This window comes from Limnohabitans sp. (assembly GCF_044361985.1).
Taxonomy (GTDB): domain Bacteria; phylum Pseudomonadota; class Gammaproteobacteria; order Burkholderiales; family Burkholderiaceae_C; genus Limnohabitans_A.
The window spans coordinates 33,416-48,724 of the sequence record NZ_JBIKHV010000010.1 but is presented as its reverse complement, the minus strand read 5'-3'; the positions used below and the strand labels follow the sequence as shown (position 1 = coordinate 48,724).

17 protein-coding genes are annotated in these 15,309 nt (G+C 59.7%); 1 reads left to right on the top strand and 16 read right to left on the bottom strand.

Annotation, left to right across the window (positions count from 1 at the left end; all coding sequences use genetic code 11):
• Positions 1 to 19: 19 nt before the first annotated feature.
• Positions 20 to 1,030, top strand: a complete 1,011-nt coding sequence (locus ACIQ3A_RS03710) for a P1 family peptidase (protein ID WP_396430415.1) — start codon at positions 20 to 22, stop codon at positions 1,028 to 1,030.
• Between the two features lie 202 nt (positions 1,031 to 1,232).
• Here ACIQ3A_RS03710 and ACIQ3A_RS03705 read toward each other — a convergent pair whose 3' ends face one another.
• From ACIQ3A_RS03705 to bchC, 16 genes are all read right to left on the bottom strand, one after another.
• Positions 1,233 to 2,612 (bottom strand): PucC family protein, encoded by a 1,380-nt coding sequence (locus tag ACIQ3A_RS03705; RefSeq protein ID WP_396430414.1) that lies wholly within the window; start codon positions 2,610 to 2,612, stop codon positions 1,233 to 1,235.
• Between the two features lie 51 nt (positions 2,613 to 2,663).
• Entirely contained in the window at positions 2,664 to 2,855 is a 192-nt protein-coding gene (locus tag ACIQ3A_RS03700; protein ID WP_396430413.1) for a light-harvesting protein, read from the bottom strand.
• Positions 2,856 to 2,867: 12 nt separating this feature from the next.
• Positions 2,868 to 3,020 (bottom strand): light-harvesting antenna LH1, beta subunit, encoded by a 153-nt coding sequence (gene pufB, locus ACIQ3A_RS03695; RefSeq protein ID WP_019429105.1) that lies wholly within the window; start codon positions 3,018 to 3,020, stop codon positions 2,868 to 2,870.
• 137 nt (positions 3,021 to 3,157) lie between these two features.
• The gene (locus tag ACIQ3A_RS03690) at positions 3,158 to 4,021 is read right to left on the bottom strand and encodes a carotenoid 1,2-hydratase (RefSeq protein ID WP_396430412.1); all 864 of its coding nucleotides are present in this window, start codon (positions 4,019 to 4,021) and stop codon (positions 3,158 to 3,160) included.
• Positions 4,018 to 5,550 (bottom strand): 1-hydroxycarotenoid 3,4-desaturase CrtD, encoded by a 1,533-nt coding sequence (gene crtD, locus ACIQ3A_RS03685; RefSeq protein ID WP_396430411.1) that lies wholly within the window; start codon positions 5,548 to 5,550, stop codon positions 4,018 to 4,020. The genes ACIQ3A_RS03690 and crtD overlap by 4 nt, the downstream gene beginning before the upstream one ends.
• Positions 5,543 to 6,370 carry a hypothetical protein gene (locus ACIQ3A_RS03680; RefSeq protein ID WP_396430410.1) on the bottom strand — a complete coding sequence of 276 codons (828 nt, stop codon included), beginning with the start codon at positions 6,368 to 6,370 and terminating at the stop codon, positions 5,543 to 5,545. The genes crtD and ACIQ3A_RS03680 overlap by 8 nt, the downstream gene beginning before the upstream one ends.
• Before the next feature lie 38 nt (positions 6,371 to 6,408).
• Positions 6,409 to 7,488, bottom strand: coding sequence for a photosynthetic reaction center cytochrome PufC (gene pufC / locus ACIQ3A_RS03675; protein ID WP_396430409.1), 1,080 nt, complete (start codon positions 7,486 to 7,488; stop codon positions 6,409 to 6,411).
• On the bottom strand, positions 7,485 to 8,462 hold the full coding sequence (gene pufM, locus ACIQ3A_RS03670; RefSeq protein WP_396430408.1) for a photosynthetic reaction center subunit M: 978 nt from the start codon (positions 8,460 to 8,462) through the stop codon (positions 7,485 to 7,487). The genes pufC and pufM overlap by 4 nt, the downstream gene beginning before the upstream one ends.
• A gap of 50 nt (positions 8,463 to 8,512) precedes the next feature.
• Positions 8,513 to 9,349 carry a photosynthetic reaction center subunit L gene (gene pufL / locus ACIQ3A_RS03665; RefSeq protein WP_396430407.1) on the bottom strand — a complete coding sequence of 279 codons (837 nt, stop codon included), beginning with the start codon at positions 9,347 to 9,349 and terminating at the stop codon, positions 8,513 to 8,515.
• 84 nt (positions 9,350 to 9,433) lie between these two features.
• Positions 9,434 to 9,643: a light-harvesting antenna LH1, alpha subunit gene (gene pufA / locus ACIQ3A_RS03660; protein WP_053168888.1), complete on the bottom strand. Its 210-nt coding sequence runs from the start codon at positions 9,641 to 9,643 to the stop codon at positions 9,434 to 9,436.
• A 10-nt stretch (positions 9,644 to 9,653) separates the two neighbouring features.
• Positions 9,654 to 9,878, bottom strand: a complete 225-nt coding sequence (locus ACIQ3A_RS03655; protein WP_100120009.1) for a hypothetical protein — start codon at positions 9,876 to 9,878, stop codon at positions 9,654 to 9,656.
• Positions 9,879 to 9,922: 44 nt separating this feature from the next.
• On the bottom strand, positions 9,923 to 10,066 hold the full coding sequence (gene pufB / locus ACIQ3A_RS03650; RefSeq protein WP_019425952.1) for a light-harvesting antenna LH1, beta subunit: 144 nt from the start codon (positions 10,064 to 10,066) through the stop codon (positions 9,923 to 9,925).
• Positions 10,067 to 10,209: 143 nt separating this feature from the next.
• Positions 10,210 to 11,742, bottom strand: coding sequence for a chlorophyllide a reductase subunit Z (gene bchZ / locus ACIQ3A_RS03645; protein ID WP_396430406.1), 1,533 nt, complete (start codon positions 11,740 to 11,742; stop codon positions 10,210 to 10,212).
• The gene (gene bchY, locus ACIQ3A_RS03640) at positions 11,739 to 13,292 is read right to left on the bottom strand and encodes a chlorophyllide a reductase subunit Y (RefSeq protein WP_396430405.1); all 1,554 of its coding nucleotides are present in this window, start codon (positions 13,290 to 13,292) and stop codon (positions 11,739 to 11,741) included. The genes bchZ and bchY overlap by 4 nt, the downstream gene beginning before the upstream one ends.
• 35 nt (positions 13,293 to 13,327) lie before the next feature.
• Entirely contained in the window at positions 13,328 to 14,332 is a 1,005-nt protein-coding gene (locus tag ACIQ3A_RS03635) for a chlorophyllide a reductase iron protein subunit X (protein ID WP_396430404.1), read from the bottom strand.
• Positions 14,329 to 15,282 (bottom strand): chlorophyll synthesis pathway protein BchC, encoded by a 954-nt coding sequence (gene bchC / locus ACIQ3A_RS03630; protein WP_396430403.1) that lies wholly within the window; start codon positions 15,280 to 15,282, stop codon positions 14,329 to 14,331. Before bchC ends, ACIQ3A_RS03635 begins: the two co-directional genes overlap by 4 nt.
• Positions 15,283 to 15,309 lie beyond the last annotated feature (27 nt).

Genomic DNA, 15,309 nt, shown 5'->3' with positions numbered 1-15,309 from the left:
GTTTTGAATGGCATACCAAATGATTGTAAACAGCGCCAGGGACATTGCCGTTGGCAGCATCGTCGACGTCGACGGCTTGCAAGTCGGGCACTTCACGCTCAGCGAACGACTGACCGGTTGCTCCGTGGTGCTGGCAGTGGACGGCGCTGTGGGGGCTGTAGATGTTCGGGGCGCCGCACCGGGCACACGGGAAACCGATTTACTGGACCCCTCCAACTTGGTGGACAAAGTACATGCCGTGGTGCTGAGCGGTGGCAGTGCTTTTGGTCTGGATGCAGCCTCCGGTGTGATGCGCTGGCTGGACGAGCAGGGCATGGGTTTCGAAACAGGGTACGGCCGGGTCCCCATTGTGCCGGCTGCTGTGTTGTTTGACCTGCCCGTGGTCTGCCCTGGCAACGACCCCAAGGCCAAGCCAGGTGCCGATGCAGGTTATGCGGCATGTCTGGCCGCAACACGCAACCAACCGGCAGCAGGCAACGTGGGGGCAGGCGCAGGCGCTTGTGTGGGCAAACTATTTGGCCTGCAACGCTGCATGAAAGGAGGGATCGGCAATGCCAGTGTGCGCGTGGGCCCTTGGGTGGTGGGCGCCCTGGTGGCCTGCAACGCTGTGGGCGATGTCATCGACCCGGCTACCGGCCAGGTCATCGCTGGAGCCCGTTCAGCCGATGGCAAAACCCTGATCGACACCCAGCGTGCCTTGCTGAACGGCGAAAGCAGCCACCGCCCCCTGCCCGGGACCAACACCACCATTGGGGTGGTGGCAACCAACGCTACCCTGAACAAAGCCCAAGCCAAACGCTTGGCCATGAGTGCCCATGATGGTCTGGCCCGAAGCATCCGACCCGCCCACACGACTCTGGATGGAGACACCCTGTTTGCCATGGCCACTTGCACCGAAAGCGGCCCAGCGGACTTGATGCTGCTCACCGTGATGGCGGCCCAGGCCACAGCGCTGGCAACGGTCGATGCTGTCAGACAAGCGCAGGGCATCTCTACCCTCTGGGGTCACGTGCCTGCAGCCAGTCTGTAGAAGCCCTCTGACCAAGAAAAAACCGCTTCGCAGCGGCTTTTTCTGGGCTATCCGGCAATCACTTGCGTGGGCCTTTGGGTCGGTTGAACCAGTTGGCCAGCATGAACAGGCCAAAGACCACGAACATGATGATGAGGATGTGTTTGATTTCCATGGCTTTTCCTTTGCTTTGGGGTGGAGGGTGAATGAACGCTGAGTGCAATTATGCAGAGTTGGTTGTTGGCCGTACAGGGCGCATCAAGGGGCCCATGGCCCACAGGGTCAGCCCCAGCAAGACAATTTCGAGGCAGTAAACGGCCGAGTAACCCATGACAGAGCTGCTGACCAGCGCCACGCCATCGCGCACCACGCCGCCCAACGCCATGCCCACGCCTGCAGCGGTGGCCTGCACCGCGCCCCAGGCCCCCATGGCCAGACCGGTTTGCTCGGGTGGGGCCAACTGCATGGTGGCCGTCAGGGTACCGTGTGCAAACAAGCCTCCCCCCAGTCCAATCAGAAAAATGCCCACGCTGAACAGCACCGGGGAAGCCAAGGGTGCTGAGGCGATCACGGCCACAAATGCAGGCACACCCACCCAGGCCCCCCAACCGGACAAGCGGTAGGCATCGCCCCCGCGACCCAGCACACGCGACGCCCAGGCAAAGCCGATCAAACCGCCCAAAGCCAAAGTAGCGGTGAGCAAGGTGGTCGTGGACACGCTGAGGTTCAGAATTTCGCCGCCATAAGGCTCCAGCAAGACATCTTCCATGGTGAAAGCCATGGTTCCCAAGCCCACCGCCAGCAATCGGCGCAGCGTTTTGGGGCCTTTGCAAAAGGTTTGCCAGGCTTGCTGAAAATTTTGCTCAATCGGTGTGCCAGGTTTACGCAAACGGCTGCGCGGCTCTTGCTTCCACAAGGCGATCACGTTCAGCACCAAAGTCATCACGGCCACGGCTTGCACCACCCGAATAAGCTGACCCGGGCTGTAGTCGTGCAACAAATGGCCCAGCATCAAGGCGCTGCCGATCATGCCCAGCAACTGCATGACGTACATCAGGCCGACCACCTTGGGCTGGCTTTCGAACGGCGCCAGATCGGTGGCCAGCGCCAGACCTGCGGTTTGCACAGTGTGCATGCCGATGCCCACCAAAATGAAGGCCCCCGCCGCACCGACCATGCCCACCCAAGCTGGCGCCTGACTGGACTGGCCTGCTCCAGCCAGCACCAAGAGTGCAAATGGCATGATGGAAAAGCCGCCGAATTGGAGCAAACTGCCCATCCAGATGTAGGGCACGCGGCGCCAGCCCAGTTGCGAACGGTGGTTGTCAGAACGAAAACCGATCAGCGCCCGAAAAGGCGCCACCAGCAAAGGCAGGGCCACCATGAGAGACACCAGCGTGGCAGGAACTTTCAGCTCCACGATCATCACGCGGTTGAGGGTGCCCACCAACATGACCATGGCCATGCCGACAGAAATTTGGAAAAGTGACAAGCGCAGCAGGCGCGACAGCGGCAGGTCTTCGCTGGCGGCGTCGGCAAACGGCAAAAAGCGGGGTCCCAGGCTGGCCAGGGTCGTCGCCCAATTGGAGCGTGATTTGTTCATGAGAGAAGGACCAGACGCTTGCGCGTCTGGTCGTCCGGCGGGTTGCACCCGTTACTTCTTCACCGCAGCATCCACAGGTGCCGTAGCGACAACTTTGGCGCTGCCGTTGAGGAAGTTTTTCACCCAGCTGGTGTTCAGAGTCAGCGCCAGGTGCACGCTGAATGACGCAATGGCCACTGCAGCAATGAACACCGGTATGCCGACCGAAGGCTTCACCACACACCACATTTTCGAATAGATCATGTTGTGCCTCCTTTACTTGAGCCAGGGTGAATAGATATAGGCCAGCAGATGGGCAAACGCGGCAATCATGCCGAATATCTGCGTACCCTGGATGAGATTGCGGTGAATCTCTTCCGATTCGGCCTCGGTCAGTCCCGTTGGCCAGACTTTGTCTGAGTTAGACATAGTTTTCTCCTTGCAGAAGACGTGCACGGCCCGCACGAGGGCTATTCATGACCACCATGGCCACAAATGGGGGAGCACTGAAACCGCGCGCACCCAGGCAGCAACGTCTGGGGTGAACAAGTTTCAGGCAAATCATTTCAAGCCCGCCGCGGCATGCGCCAGGGCAGCATGGCTTGAACCACCGGTGACACCAAGCGTGGCACCGACAGGGTTTCGTGAAAGGCGAGCAAAGGCTCGCCTGCGTAGTCAAATTGCAGCAAGGCACGCTGGTAAAAGGGCGTGTCCTCCAGCTGCTCGTGCACCTTCACGGCTTGCGCGCTGCGCATGCGGCGGTTGATGCGCCAGGCGGTTTTGGACAAACTCTGAACCGGTGGCACAGCCATTGGCTCAACCGTGCCCTTCGGCGTGAATCGCAGCGAAAGCACACGGTCATCTGCACCAGGGGCTTGCATGTCGTAGAACACCAAGGTGCTGCCATCGCGCATGCGTGCGCGCGACCAGTCCCAGGTGTGAAAGCCCCGCTCTACCGGCTCCGTGCCTTCGTTCGAGTCGAGGTAGGCGTGGCCTTGCCACTGCAGATCGGGCGCATTCAGATCAACCTCGATGCGCGATGACGGCGCCAACGGTCCCCAGCGGTGCTTTTCTGCGGCATCCAGCGGGGTTGAATACGCAAACAACTGCTGAGGCCATAGTTTGATGCGACCCTGTATGCGGTGTGGCAAGGGCACACACACTTCGTTGATGTCAATGGTGAGGCAATCACCGTCCCAGGAAAGCTGACTTGGGCCAATGGTGAATTGGCTGGCGCTGCGGGCGCAGTGGCGCTGGCCCCGCTCGGTCATGGCCCAGCGGCGCTGGCCTTTGCTGTAAATCGCCACATTGAGTGCGCAATGGTTTTCCGGATCAGCGCGACCACGTTTTCTGGCCCAGGCGTAATAAGGCGAAAACACACTGCCGACAAAGGCAATGAGCGTGATGCCGTGCTGTCCGTCGTCACTCATGGCGTCGACATACCACCAAAGGTAGCCCCCATCGGGAACGTGCTGGTCGAAACGAGGCTCGCCATCACGGCCTCGGCCGCCCTCTGCCCTGAAAGCGCTGCCATCGGTACGCCCGGCCCCGGGTGCACGCTGCCCCCCGCCAGATACAGGCCCTGCAGGGGCGTTGTGGAGCCAGGTCTGGAGAAAATGCTCGTCCAGCCGTGTGTCGCCTGCCCGTAAAGAGCTCCCCCGCTTGCCGGAAATCGCTGATGAAAGTCCTGCGGCGTGGTCCGGATGCATTGGTTCGTCGTTGGCTGCAGGTGCAGACCCAATTGGCGCAGATGGTTGAAGGTGTGTGTTTGGCATTGCTGCAGGGCCTCCTCGGTGATGCCGGTGCCATCACCACAGGCGGGGGCGTTGACCAGACAAAAAATTCGTTCGGCCATGCCAGGGCTTACCCCGGCCGGTTGGTCTTGTGCACAGACATACACCGTGGGCTGCTGCGGCAAGCGTTGGCGGTCAAAGATGTCTTCAAACTCGCTGGCGTAAGTATTTTGAAAAAACACGTTGTGACGGTCCAGCGCGACACCTTCGGTGGGCGTGTGCATCGACCAGGTCAGGGCCGACAGAGAACGCGGCGGCGTGGCCTTTGGCATGGCAGCGCGAGCGGCATCGCCCAACAAGCCTTGCCGCAAGGCGGCGGCATCGCCATTGAAAATGACATGCTCAGCAGGTAAGAATTCGCCCGACTGCAACTGCACACCGCACACCCGACCCTGGCGCTTTTCAATGCATCGGGCCGTGCTGTGGTAACGAAATACAGCGCCATGGCGCCGGGCCACACGCGCCAGCGACTGGGCCATGCCGACCATGCCGCCCTCCACCGACCAGACACCGTCCATCTCGACCTGAGCGATCAACATGAGTGTGGCGGGCGACTGCCATGGCGAGGAGCCGCAATAAGTGGCGTAACGGGCAAACAGCTGGCGCAGGCGCGGGTCGGTGAACTGGTGACCCAGTTGTTGCCACAGGCTGCGCATGGGCCCCAGCCGGGCCAGCACGCCCAAACCATCCATTCCCAGATCGGCCATGAAGCCGCCCATGTTCGGGCGCTGTGCCCGGATCATTGGGCCTTCCAGCGTGGCATAAAGTTGACGGGTGGTTTTGCAAAATTCTCGAAAGCGCCGCGCCTCGTCGCCACCCGACCAAGCGGCAATGGCCGATTCACTTTCTTGCGCGTCGGCCGACAAATCGAGCTGGCTGCCATCGGGCCAGAAATGCCGCGCCAGCACATTCAGTGGGCTGATCTGCATTTCGGCTTCGACGCTGGTGCCGACACTTTGCAGCAAGGCATCAAACACCCAGCGCATGGTGAACACCGTGGGGCCGCTGTCGATCTGAACGCCTGCAACTTCTCGGCTGTGCACCTTGCCTCCAGGTGCGCCTGCGGCTTCGACCACGGTCACATCCAGGCCTTGGTGGGCCAGCAGCATGGCGCTGCTCAAGCCCCCCATGCCTGCGCCCACAATGACCACCTTGTGCTCAGACATGGCTGGCCTCCGGGGTGGGCATCACCAGGGTGGATGCGCTTTGCAAAGTCGGTGCTTTGCCCAAAGGGCGTGCGCTTTGCATATGGAAGGGCTTGCCTTGCCAAACCCCGGCCATCTGCAGCACCTGCATGCGCACGAACAGGGACTCTGAAAAGAACTGGTGCTTGTGGGCAGCAGCACTGGCCACTTGGTGCGCACCTTTGTGGGCGTACTGGCGCATGGCTTCCGTGTCTTGCCACAAACTAAAAGTGCATTGGCGAACCAACGGTGCTTCGCCCAAGCCCATGGCCAGCAAGCAACCGGTGGCTTGGCCAAGGTCGGCCTGAGCCGCCGGGGCATAACGCCAAAATGCCATGGCTTTGGATGGGACGATGCTGGCGCGTGTCAGCACGGCAAACGGCGCCGTAACCTGCGAATGACTTTCTGCCTGCTCGCCCAGCGCTTGCGCGCTGCTGGCTTGCCAGGTTTGTTTGTCCCAGTGGCCTCGGGCCGATTGCACCGCCATCACGCCTGTCCAGCATTCACGCGCACGGCTGCGGTAGGCCTGCACGGACGGGTTGTCTAGAAATTTCAGCGCCAGATCAAGGTGGCTGAACGTGCAGATCAGGCCTTGGTGGGTCGCACTGGGGCGCAAGCTGAAGCCACCGCCATGGCCACTGCCCATGACCTTGACCGTGGTCAGTCCCGGCACATCCTTGTAGGGTGTAGCGCCAGCCACCAGCCGCAACCAACCCCAACCCTGATGCTGGCGCAAAAAGTCGGCCAGCAAGACCACCACCACGCCAGACAGCGGGTCATGAACAGGGACGTTGGCTTCCATGACTGCAAGTCCGGCAAGTTGGGGCCGTCAATTGCCGACTACTTGGACGCGACTTTAGCGGCGGCCAAAGCAGGTTTCAGCAATTCAGGAAAGTCTTTGGCCATCGGTGCGCCGTTGAGCGGCTTGTAGGCGCCCTGATGGCAAGTAGCGCAGTTGAGCTTGGCCACATCGCCTGTCGGTCCCTTGCGGTGTGCCGGAAAGACCTCGGTCAAAGGCTCCATATAGGTCAGGTTCAGGTCCCGCGCCATGCGGATACCGTGCCAAGCCGTCACACGTTGAGGTGGGCTGTTTTCCCAGTTTTGGAACGACTGGGTGTTGTGGCAGTAGGTGCAATTCACGCCCAACGAGGTCGACATGTGCGTCATCAACCCATAAGTCCATTCGGCTTGCTTGATCGACTGCCGGTTACCGGAAGGCAAAGCCGTGGGCCCATTGACACGGATTTTTTGGTCACCGAGCAAGAACGGCGTGAAGGGATCGTTGGGCAAGGAGGACAAGTTGACCACTGGCGAGGGTTCGTTTTGTCCTGCCTTGTCGCCCATGAAATTCGAACCATAGGGTTGCGGGTTGGACTTGAACCAGATGGCGTTGGGCACGGGTTCGCCACGGTGGCAGGTGTAGCAGGTCACGCCAGTCTGGGCCACATGGGGCTGCCAGTCAGCGTTGATGTGCTGCGTCATTTCGACCATGCGGCGCGCCACCACCTTGGTGTATTTGCTGTCGTCTTCAAAATTGGGCAACTGATGACAATAGGCGCAGCCTTCCTGGGGTGCAACCCAGTTGGTCATGGAGACCATGAGCCGGTTGAATTCGCCCACGCTCAGATCACCCAGCACCTTGACGTTCTTGTAAACCTGCGATGCCTTGGGACCCTCCGAGCCCGGCGAAGGAATCACCACGGGTGGCTGGTTTTTTTCGGTTTTGACTTCAAGCAGACGGGCGTTGTAGACCTGCACCATGCCCGTGCCCCGGTAACCGCTTTGCACAGATTCTGGACTGGGGCGCTCACAACCGGCCAGCATAAGGCCCATGAATGCCAAGCCCAGGGATTTGAGAAAACGGCCAGCCCAAGCGGGGCTCAGATCCGCCGTATTGGTGTTCAGCGTGTGCAGGCTCATGGCTTGGCTCCGGTGCTCAGCGCGGGGTCAACCATCGCTGGAAAAATTTCTGGGTAGGGAGGTGCCACGCCATGCTTGATGGCCCACAGGTACCAGTTGTCCACCACGGTGCCCGTCAGCAAGATGCCAATGCCACCCGTGATAGGGCACAAAACGGCAAACCACCAGGCCCAGCGGTGAATCGATTCCATGGTCGCGTTGAAGCCCATGGTCCAGCGCCAGAACAAGGCAGCCCGCTCGGAGGCTGTACCGCGGTCGGTGATCTGCTCGATCTCGCGCTCACCACCGAAACGGGTCACCGCCAAAATGGTGGCGCCGTGCATCGCAAACAACAGGGCTGAACCATAAAGAAACACGATGGACAGCGCATGAAACGGGTTGTAAAACAGGTTGCCGTAGCGCAATGAAAACGCTGCTGTCCAATCGAGGTGAGAGAAGATGCCGTAGGGCACCGCCTCACCCCAAGAGCCCATCAGGATGGGGCGGAACAAACCCAGCACCAGAAACAACCAGATGGCAGCGGCAAAGGCCCAGGCGACATGTGTGCCCATGCCCAACTCGACCGCACGGCGGTAAGTGCGGACCCACCAGAACATGATGGATGCCGTGAGAAACAAGCCCACAATCAGAAACCAGCCGCCCTGGTTGAGCGGTGGCATGCTCAAGCCGTAACTGGGCGGCGGCGGCTCCAGTGACAGCCAGAACAACTGGCGCACAAACTGAATCGGGTCGTAATTAACCGAGGCCAGCATGTTCATGCCGATCAGGGTGAACGCGATCATGCCGAACACGAGTGAGGCCAGTCCCAGCCCACCCAGATAGATGGGCCCCAGCTGGGCATTGCCCAGCTTACCGACCCAGTAGTTGATCAGGGGTTGCCCGGTGCGCGGGCTGTTGCCGTGTCCGAGTTCCACCCCAAGGTGCACCGGACCCACAGCTTGCACCGTGGTGAACAGGTTTTGATAGTCGGCCATTCGCTGTACTCCTCAATTCTTTGGATTCGGGCTGTGCTTTTCAGTCCGACTCAGACGGGCCACTGGGACCAGATCGGCATGTTCAGCCACCAGCTCCACCACTCGGGCCAGCCACGGCTCCAGAAGGGGCCACTGAGCACGATGCACAGGGCGCTGAACAGCACGGCAGCCAGCGCCAGAAACAAGCCCAGACGGTGTATGCCCAAGGTGCCGATCGAATAACCAATGATGTCGCGGAAGAACGTGTCTTCGTGCTCAGGTGTCTTGACGAACTGACCTGGCTGCGGATTGGTGGACGACAAAATCAGACCACCGTGCAGCGACAAGGCAAACACACTGGCAAAGAAAAAGCTCACGGCAATCATGTGTGCCGGGTTGTAGTGAAAGTGCAGGTACTGGTAGCCCACGTTGGAGACCCAGTCGAGGTGGCTGAAGATGCCATACGGAAAACCGTGGCCCCATGCGCCCATCAGCACCGGCCGCACGACCACCAAGGTGACATAGGCAGAGATGGCGACACCGAAAGCCACAGGCACATGAAAGCCCATGCCCAGCTTGCGGCAGATTTCGACTTCACGCATCATCCACGAGCCGAATGCACCAATGGCGCACACCGTGATGAGCTGCCACAGGCCGCCTTCCATCAGGGGCGCAAAGCGCAGGCCATACGACAGATCAGGCGGTGCGATGCTGATCTGCCAAATGTTCCAGGTTGGGCCTTGTGAGGCACCCCACAAAATCAGGGCTGTACCCAGGAACGAAAAAAACAAGGTTGTGACGCCGAAAAATCCGACGTAAAAAGGACCGACCCAGAAGTCGAACAAATCGCCACCCAGCAGGGTACCACCGCGAACGCGGTACTTTTTCTCAAAACTTAGCATGGCCATGGCTTGGTCCTCCTGCTTGTGTAGATAAACAGATGCCGCATTGAAACGGGGTTCAATGACAGCATCTGGATGACAAGTCCTGAATCAGGACTTGGGCGCAGCCAGCGAAGCCACCGCCGTCGGCAGCGGCGAGTTTTGCGCCGATGCCGCTACCGGTTTTTTCGCACCGTCGAGCCAGTTGAATTTGTTGGTGCTGAGCAAGATGAGGTGAATCATCGCGGCCAGCCCGAACAAGAAAATACCCTGCAGCACCATGGCACGCAAAGGGTCGTACAGTCGCCAAATTCTCCACATGGTGAATCTCCTAAATGATGTGGGACATGAAGGTGTACACCGCAGCTTTCACGCCTTGGCTCATGCTCTTGGCATCTTCTGCGCCGGGCAACAGATCCCGCCAGTGAACGCCGACCAGTTTGGCCAGTACGACGACCACGAACAGACATCCGAAACCGATGAGGAAGATGGACCAAAATGCTGGGGATTCATCCGCACGCGAATGGTCCTCATTGAGGTGGGTTGTGTTTTGCATGACAGTGACTCCGTCAATCTATGGGTGAAAAAACAGGCTCTGAATCAGAACCAGGGACGCCACGCCCAGACCAGGATGTGGGCCAGTACAGCGACCGCTGTAAAGCCTACGGTGCCTTGCATCCAGTAGTGGTGGAACTCCTGGGCTTCCTCATCGGTAAGTCCGGAAATTGATGTCTTGGTTGACATTTTTTGCTCCTGTTAACGAGGCCTTGCGACCCGGGGTGCGCACAGCCCGCGCAGATGGGCATCCGCAGCCAAAGGCCACGACATCCTGTACAAGGCAACGACCGGGTCGGTGCCTGCGTATTGATTCAAATTCAGCAAGGCTTTCATGCTGCCACCCCCATCCCCAGCTCTCGGCTGGCGGCATTCACATGGGCTTCAGTGACTTCGTCTTGACCTGAGGCATGCGACAGTTGCTCGGCCTGATCGCGCAAGCGCTTGGCTGCAGAAATCTGCACCAGCACTGGCTGGCTTTGCACCACATCGCGCAGACGCTGATGGGCCTGGTCTTGCCAGCTGGCGTTGGGGGCCACCACACCACGCGCTTGCGTGGCCTCGACCTTGTCCATCTCGGTGCCCAAAGGCAGGATGTGGAACAACGCGTCAAACAGTGCGTTACAAACTTCTTGCACCACATAAGTGGCACCGCTGTAGCCCATGAAAGGCGTGCCGGTATGGCGGCGGATGATGGCGCCCGGAAACGAAGCTGGAATAAAGGCGGCTCGCATTGGGCTGCCACCAGATATTTCACTCAGGTACATGCGTTCGTTGTAACTGCCAAACATGATCAGCGGGGTTTGGGTCTTGACGAGTTCGCGCACGGTCACGTTGTCGGTTTTGTTGCCTGCCGTGCGTGACACGCTGAAGCGGCAAGGCAAGCCCATTTCAGTTTCAAGGAAATTTTTCAGGCCACGCGCATAGGTCTCACCCGCCACCACGGCAAAGCTGGCGGTGGCAAAAAAGTCTTGTGTCACGGAGCGCCACAGGTCCCACATGGGCTTCAGGGTGGTGTGCTTTTCACGCTCGATGAAAGGCTCTGGATCGAGATTCAGCAACTCACCCAACTTGCGCAGGAAGTTGGTGGTGCTGTGCAGCCCAATAGGGGCCTGCAGATAAGGGCGCTCCAGCGCCTCGCACAGCATGCGGCCGAACTCGCGGTACATGCAAATGTTCACATCGGCTTCTACCAGACGCGACACATCGGCCAGATGACTGCCCAGCGGGAAGACCATGTTGACTTCGGCTCCGATGCCCTGCACCAGTCGACGGATCTCGGCCAGATCGCTGGCACTGTTAAAGGTTCCGTAACAGGGGCCAATGATGTTGACACGCGGTTTTTCACCGGCGGGCCTTTCATCAAAGGGCTTGCGTGCAGGCACTTTGCGCAGGCCGTATTCGCTCCACAGCCAGTACATGGCCCGGTTGGCACACTGCCATTGGTCTTCGTCAATGGTGCGTGGCAAAAAGCGCGCGATGTTGGTGCCCTCAGGTGTGACGCCGCCGCCGATCATCTCGGCAATCGATCCCGTCACCACCACGGCGGGCAACTCGGGGTCCAGGGTGGCGTGGGCACGTTTCATCGCACCTTCGGTGCCTTCGCGACCCAGCTGTTCTTCAGCCAATCCGGTCACCACAATCGGTAATTCGTGCGGTGGCAGTGCATCGGTGTAATGCAGCACCGAGGTCACGGGCAGGTTTTCACAACCCACTGGGCCATCGATGACCACTTGCAAACCCTTGATGGCGGTGAACACATAAACCGCACCCCAGTAACCGCCCGCGCGGTCATGATCCAGGATCAAAGGCGATTTCGCTTTGGGCGAAGTGTTGGGCGCAGAGATTTGAGTCGTATCGCTCATGATCCCATCTCCTCAGCTTTGCGCTTTTTGAGAATTTTTTCCATTTGGCGCCGCGTTTCAGCCTTGAACTCGGGACGGTCTTTCGGCACCGATTCCCATACGCCTGCCGCATGACCCACACCGACATCGCCAAAAAAGGACTTCATGGCATCGAAGCGGGCCTGGTTGCCCATGGCCGCCTGCACCACCTGCACCAGTGACCCAGCACCCGCCACACCCATGAGCGGCCGCGCCGAAATCAGGTTGGTGAAGTACAAAGAGGGCACACTGTTTTGCTTGGCGATTTGAACCACTGGGGTGGTGCCGATGGCCAACTGGGGCCGGTATTCGTACATGGCGTTGAGGTCTTGCTCCAACGAGGCACGCATTTGTACCTGCACGCCTTTGGCCTTCAGCCAAGCAATATCCTGGGCGTTCCATTCAGTCGCCGGGCAAGCAGAGCCCACATAGCGCAAGTCGGCACCGCACTCCATCAGCAAGCGGCCCACCAGCAATTCAGAGCCTTCGTAACCGCTCAGGGTGATGCGGCCCGAGATGGGTTTTTGCATGAGCAACCCACGCATTTGCGTGAGCGCCTGATTGCGCGCCAAGTCGATCTGCGATTGCGCGATGCCCGCAGCCTGACCAATGTTTTGCAGCCAGTCCTGTGTGCCTTCGAGGCCCACAGGGGCCGAACCCACTACAGGGCGGCCTGCAGCCTTGAATTCGCGCACACTGGCGGTGTAAAAAGGGTGAATGGCAGCGGCCACCGAGCAGTCAAGCGCAGCATAGAGCTCGCGCCATTCACGGGTGGGTACCACCGGGCCAGCAGCCAGGCCCATGGGTGCCAGCATCTGGCCAATGATGACCGGATCGGCAGGGAACATCTCCCCCAGCAAGGCCACAGTAGGTTTATCCCCACGCCCGGCGCGCGGCGCGGCCACCGGACCGTTGATGATTTCTTCGCGGGCGTATTTCAGCATCGCCCCGGCCAGCACGTCTTTGGCTTCGGCGTGGGTGGGCACACCGAAACCTGGCACATCGATGCCGATGATGCGCACCCCGTTGATTTCTTTGGGCAACAGTTGCAGCGGTACACCACTGGCGGTAGGCACGCACAGGTTGATGATGATGATCGTGTCGAACTTGGCCGGATCGGCCTCGGCATGCACCGCTTCGCGGATGTCTTCAAACAACTTGCCCGTGACCAGCGACTCCGAATTGAAAGGCACATAACCCACGCTGCGGCGCGCGCCGTAAAAATGCGAGGTGAAGGTCAGGCCGTAAACACAACAGGCTGAACCCGACAAGATGGTGGCCGTGCGCTTCATGCGCAAACCCACACGCAGCGAGCCAAAAGCCGGGCACATGCTTTGCGGCTGATCGTGCGGACCTGCATCGGGCTGGCGCGGGTAATCACGGGCGTACTGGTCGAGCACCTCGGACTTACCGGCTTGTTTGGCCGCGGCCAGCATGGTCTCAGTCCCAGCGTGGCAACCCACGCCATCGCCTTGCAAGCCTGCAGGGTTGCTTGCCTCTGTGCTGGGATGGATTGGGATGGTGCGTGTCATGGCCAGTTCCTGTTCAATGTCTTCAGGTGCTGCGTTCAGGCGGCGTCGTAGACGACTTCCAGTGAGGGCTTGATGTCTTCGTTTTTGCCCACCATGTCGAACAAGGTGGCGGGCTCCAGCACCACGTTTCGGCCCACCACATCGGCGCTGAACAAGCCCAGCAATTGGTCTTGGGTCTGAGGCTTCGGACGCATCGGGGGGGCTTCTGCAACGTTCTTGGCGAGCTCCGCAAACAACGGACCCCATTCGCCATCTGGTCGGCCGATGATTTCGTAACTGGCACTTTTGCGACGAATGTCTTCGTTGGCTGGTATAGCGGCCAACACCGGAATACCGGCGTTGGTGGCAAAAGCCTGCGCCTCACCCGTGCCGTCGTCCTTGTTGATGACCATGCCCGCCACGCCAACGTTGCCGCCGAGCTTGCGGAAATACTCCACAGCCGAGCACACGTTGTTGGCCACATACAGGGACTGCAAGTCATTGCTGGCCACCACGATCACCTTCTGGCACATGTCACGGGCAATGGGCAGACCAAAGCCACCGCACACCACGTCGCCCAGAAAGTCGAGCAGCACAAAGTCAAAACCCCAGTCGTGAAAGCCCAATTTTTCGAGGGTCTCGAAGCCGTGGATGATGCCGCGACCACCGCAGCCACGGCCCACTTCGGGACCACCCAGTTCCATGGCGAACACGCCATCGCGCTTGAAGCAGACATCGCCAATGCTCACGGCCTGACCCGACAGCTTCAGGCGGGACGAAGTCTCAATGATGGTCGGGCAAGCCTTGCCACCAAACAGCAAACTGGTGGTGTCACTTTTAGGGTCACAGCCGATCAACAGGACTTTCTTGCCCTGCTGCGCCATCATGTAAGACAGGTTGGCCAGCGTGAAGCTTTTGCCAATGCCCCCCTTGCCATAGATGGCAATGATTTGGGTCTCTTTGGTCACCTCGGAGGTGCTGACGGCATCGGGCTCCACATCGGCCTCGCGGCGCAGCAGCTCGACAAATTTGATGGGCTGGGCGGTGGTGTCGGTGTTCATGCTGTGGCACTCCAATCAATGATCATCTTGAGACAGCTCGCATCTCCGAAGGCGGTCTCGTAAGCGGAACCAGCTTGTGTCGATGGCTGGGTGTGGGTAATCAAACCGTCAAGTGACAAGCGGCCGGTGTGCACCAACTCGTTGACGGCCAGCAAATCAGGGCGCTTCCACTCGGCAGCGATGCGCATGCGCGCCTCACGCATAAAAGCTGGGGCGTAAGCAAATTTCAGATCTTGTTTGTAAAAGCCTGCCAACACCAGTTCGCCACCTGGGCGAAGGCGCTGGATCAGGGTATCGAGCAGACTGCCATCGCCACTGACGTCGTAAACCGTGCCGTAGTCGCGGCGTGGATCGTCTTGCGGCCGAACCACCGAGTAACCGTCTGCACCGGCAAAGCGCTCGGTTTGGGTTTCCCAAACGGTGGGGGCAGGCATGCCAGCAGCCACTGTCAACCGGGCCAGCAAACGGCCCATAACACCGTGGCCAATGATCAGTTCTGGTGGGGCAAAGGGGTCTTGCTGGCCCCCTCCCGATACAGCGTGGTACGCCGTTGCAGCCAGTGCCAACAGCACGGCTTGGGCGCCCAGGTGCTCCGAAACCGGAATGACTTTTTGTTCGTTCACCACGAGGCGCGAAGCCGTCCCCCCGAACAGGCTTTTGACCCCAGTGAAACAGTTGGCGCCCGGGACAAACACCCGCTGCCCGGCTTGCACACCTGAATCCGATGCTGATCGAACCACGCGGCCCACCGTTTCATAACCCGGCACAAGGGGATAACCCATGCCTGGGAAAGGCGGCATGCTGCCATCCCAGAGCATGCGTTCGGTGCCAGTGCTGATGCCACTGAATTCGACCGCCACATCCAGTTGGCCCGCCTGCAGCTCTGGCAAGTCCAGAGCCTGCAAGGACAGGTGTCTGGGACTGTTGAAGACAACGGCTTGGGATTTCATGTTTGTATTCTTTGCTTTACATCACAA

Excerpts from the sequence above, each read along its gene's own strand:
- ACIQ3A_RS03690 (WP_396430412.1), bottom strand. The coding sequence starts at position 4,021 with ATGAGTGACGACGGACAGCACGGCATCACGCTCATTGCCTTTGTCGGC.
- crtD (WP_396430411.1), bottom strand. The coding sequence starts at position 5,550 with ATGTCTGAGCACAAGGTGGTCATTGTGGGCGCAGGCATGGGGGGCTTG.
- ACIQ3A_RS03655 (WP_100120009.1), bottom strand. The coding sequence starts at position 9,878 with ATGCAAAACACAACCCACCTCAATGAGGACCATTCGCGTGCGGATGAA.
- ACIQ3A_RS03710 (WP_396430415.1), top strand. The coding sequence starts at position 20 with ATGATTGTAAACAGCGCCAGGGACATTGCCGTTGGCAGCATCGTCGAC.
- ACIQ3A_RS03705 (WP_396430414.1), bottom strand. The coding sequence starts at position 2,612 with ATGAACAAATCACGCTCCAATTGGGCGACGACCCTGGCCAGCCTGGGA.
- pufL (WP_396430407.1), bottom strand. The coding sequence starts at position 9,349 with ATGGCCATGCTAAGTTTTGAGAAAAAGTACCGCGTTCGCGGTGGTACC.
- bchZ (WP_396430406.1), bottom strand. The coding sequence starts at position 11,742 with ATGAGCGATACGACTCAAATCTCTGCGCCCAACACTTCGCCCAAAGCG.
- pufM (WP_396430408.1), bottom strand. The coding sequence starts at position 8,462 with ATGGCCGACTATCAAAACCTGTTCACCACGGTGCAAGCTGTGGGTCCG.
- ACIQ3A_RS03680 (WP_396430410.1), bottom strand. The coding sequence starts at position 6,370 with ATGGAAGCCAACGTCCCTGTTCATGACCCGCTGTCTGGCGTGGTGGTG.
- pufA (WP_053168888.1), bottom strand. The coding sequence starts at position 9,643 with ATGTGGAGAATTTGGCGACTGTACGACCCTTTGCGTGCCATGGTGCTG.
- ACIQ3A_RS03635 (WP_396430404.1), bottom strand. The coding sequence starts at position 14,332 with ATGAACACCGACACCACCGCCCAGCCCATCAAATTTGTCGAGCTGCTG.
- bchY (WP_396430405.1), bottom strand. The coding sequence starts at position 13,292 with ATGACACGCACCATCCCAATCCATCCCAGCACAGAGGCAAGCAACCCT.
- pufB (WP_019429105.1), bottom strand. The coding sequence starts at position 3,020 with ATGTCTAACTCAGACAAAGTCTGGCCAACGGGACTGACCGAGGCCGAA.
- bchC (WP_396430403.1), bottom strand. The coding sequence starts at position 15,282 with ATGAAATCCCAAGCCGTTGTCTTCAACAGTCCCAGACACCTGTCCTTG.
- ACIQ3A_RS03700 (WP_396430413.1), bottom strand. The coding sequence starts at position 2,855 with ATGATCTATTCGAAAATGTGGTGTGTGGTGAAGCCTTCGGTCGGCATA.
- pufB (WP_019425952.1), bottom strand. The coding sequence starts at position 10,066 with ATGTCAACCAAGACATCAATTTCCGGACTTACCGATGAGGAAGCCCAG.
- pufC (WP_396430409.1), bottom strand. The coding sequence starts at position 7,488 with ATGAGCCTGCACACGCTGAACACCAATACGGCGGATCTGAGCCCCGCT.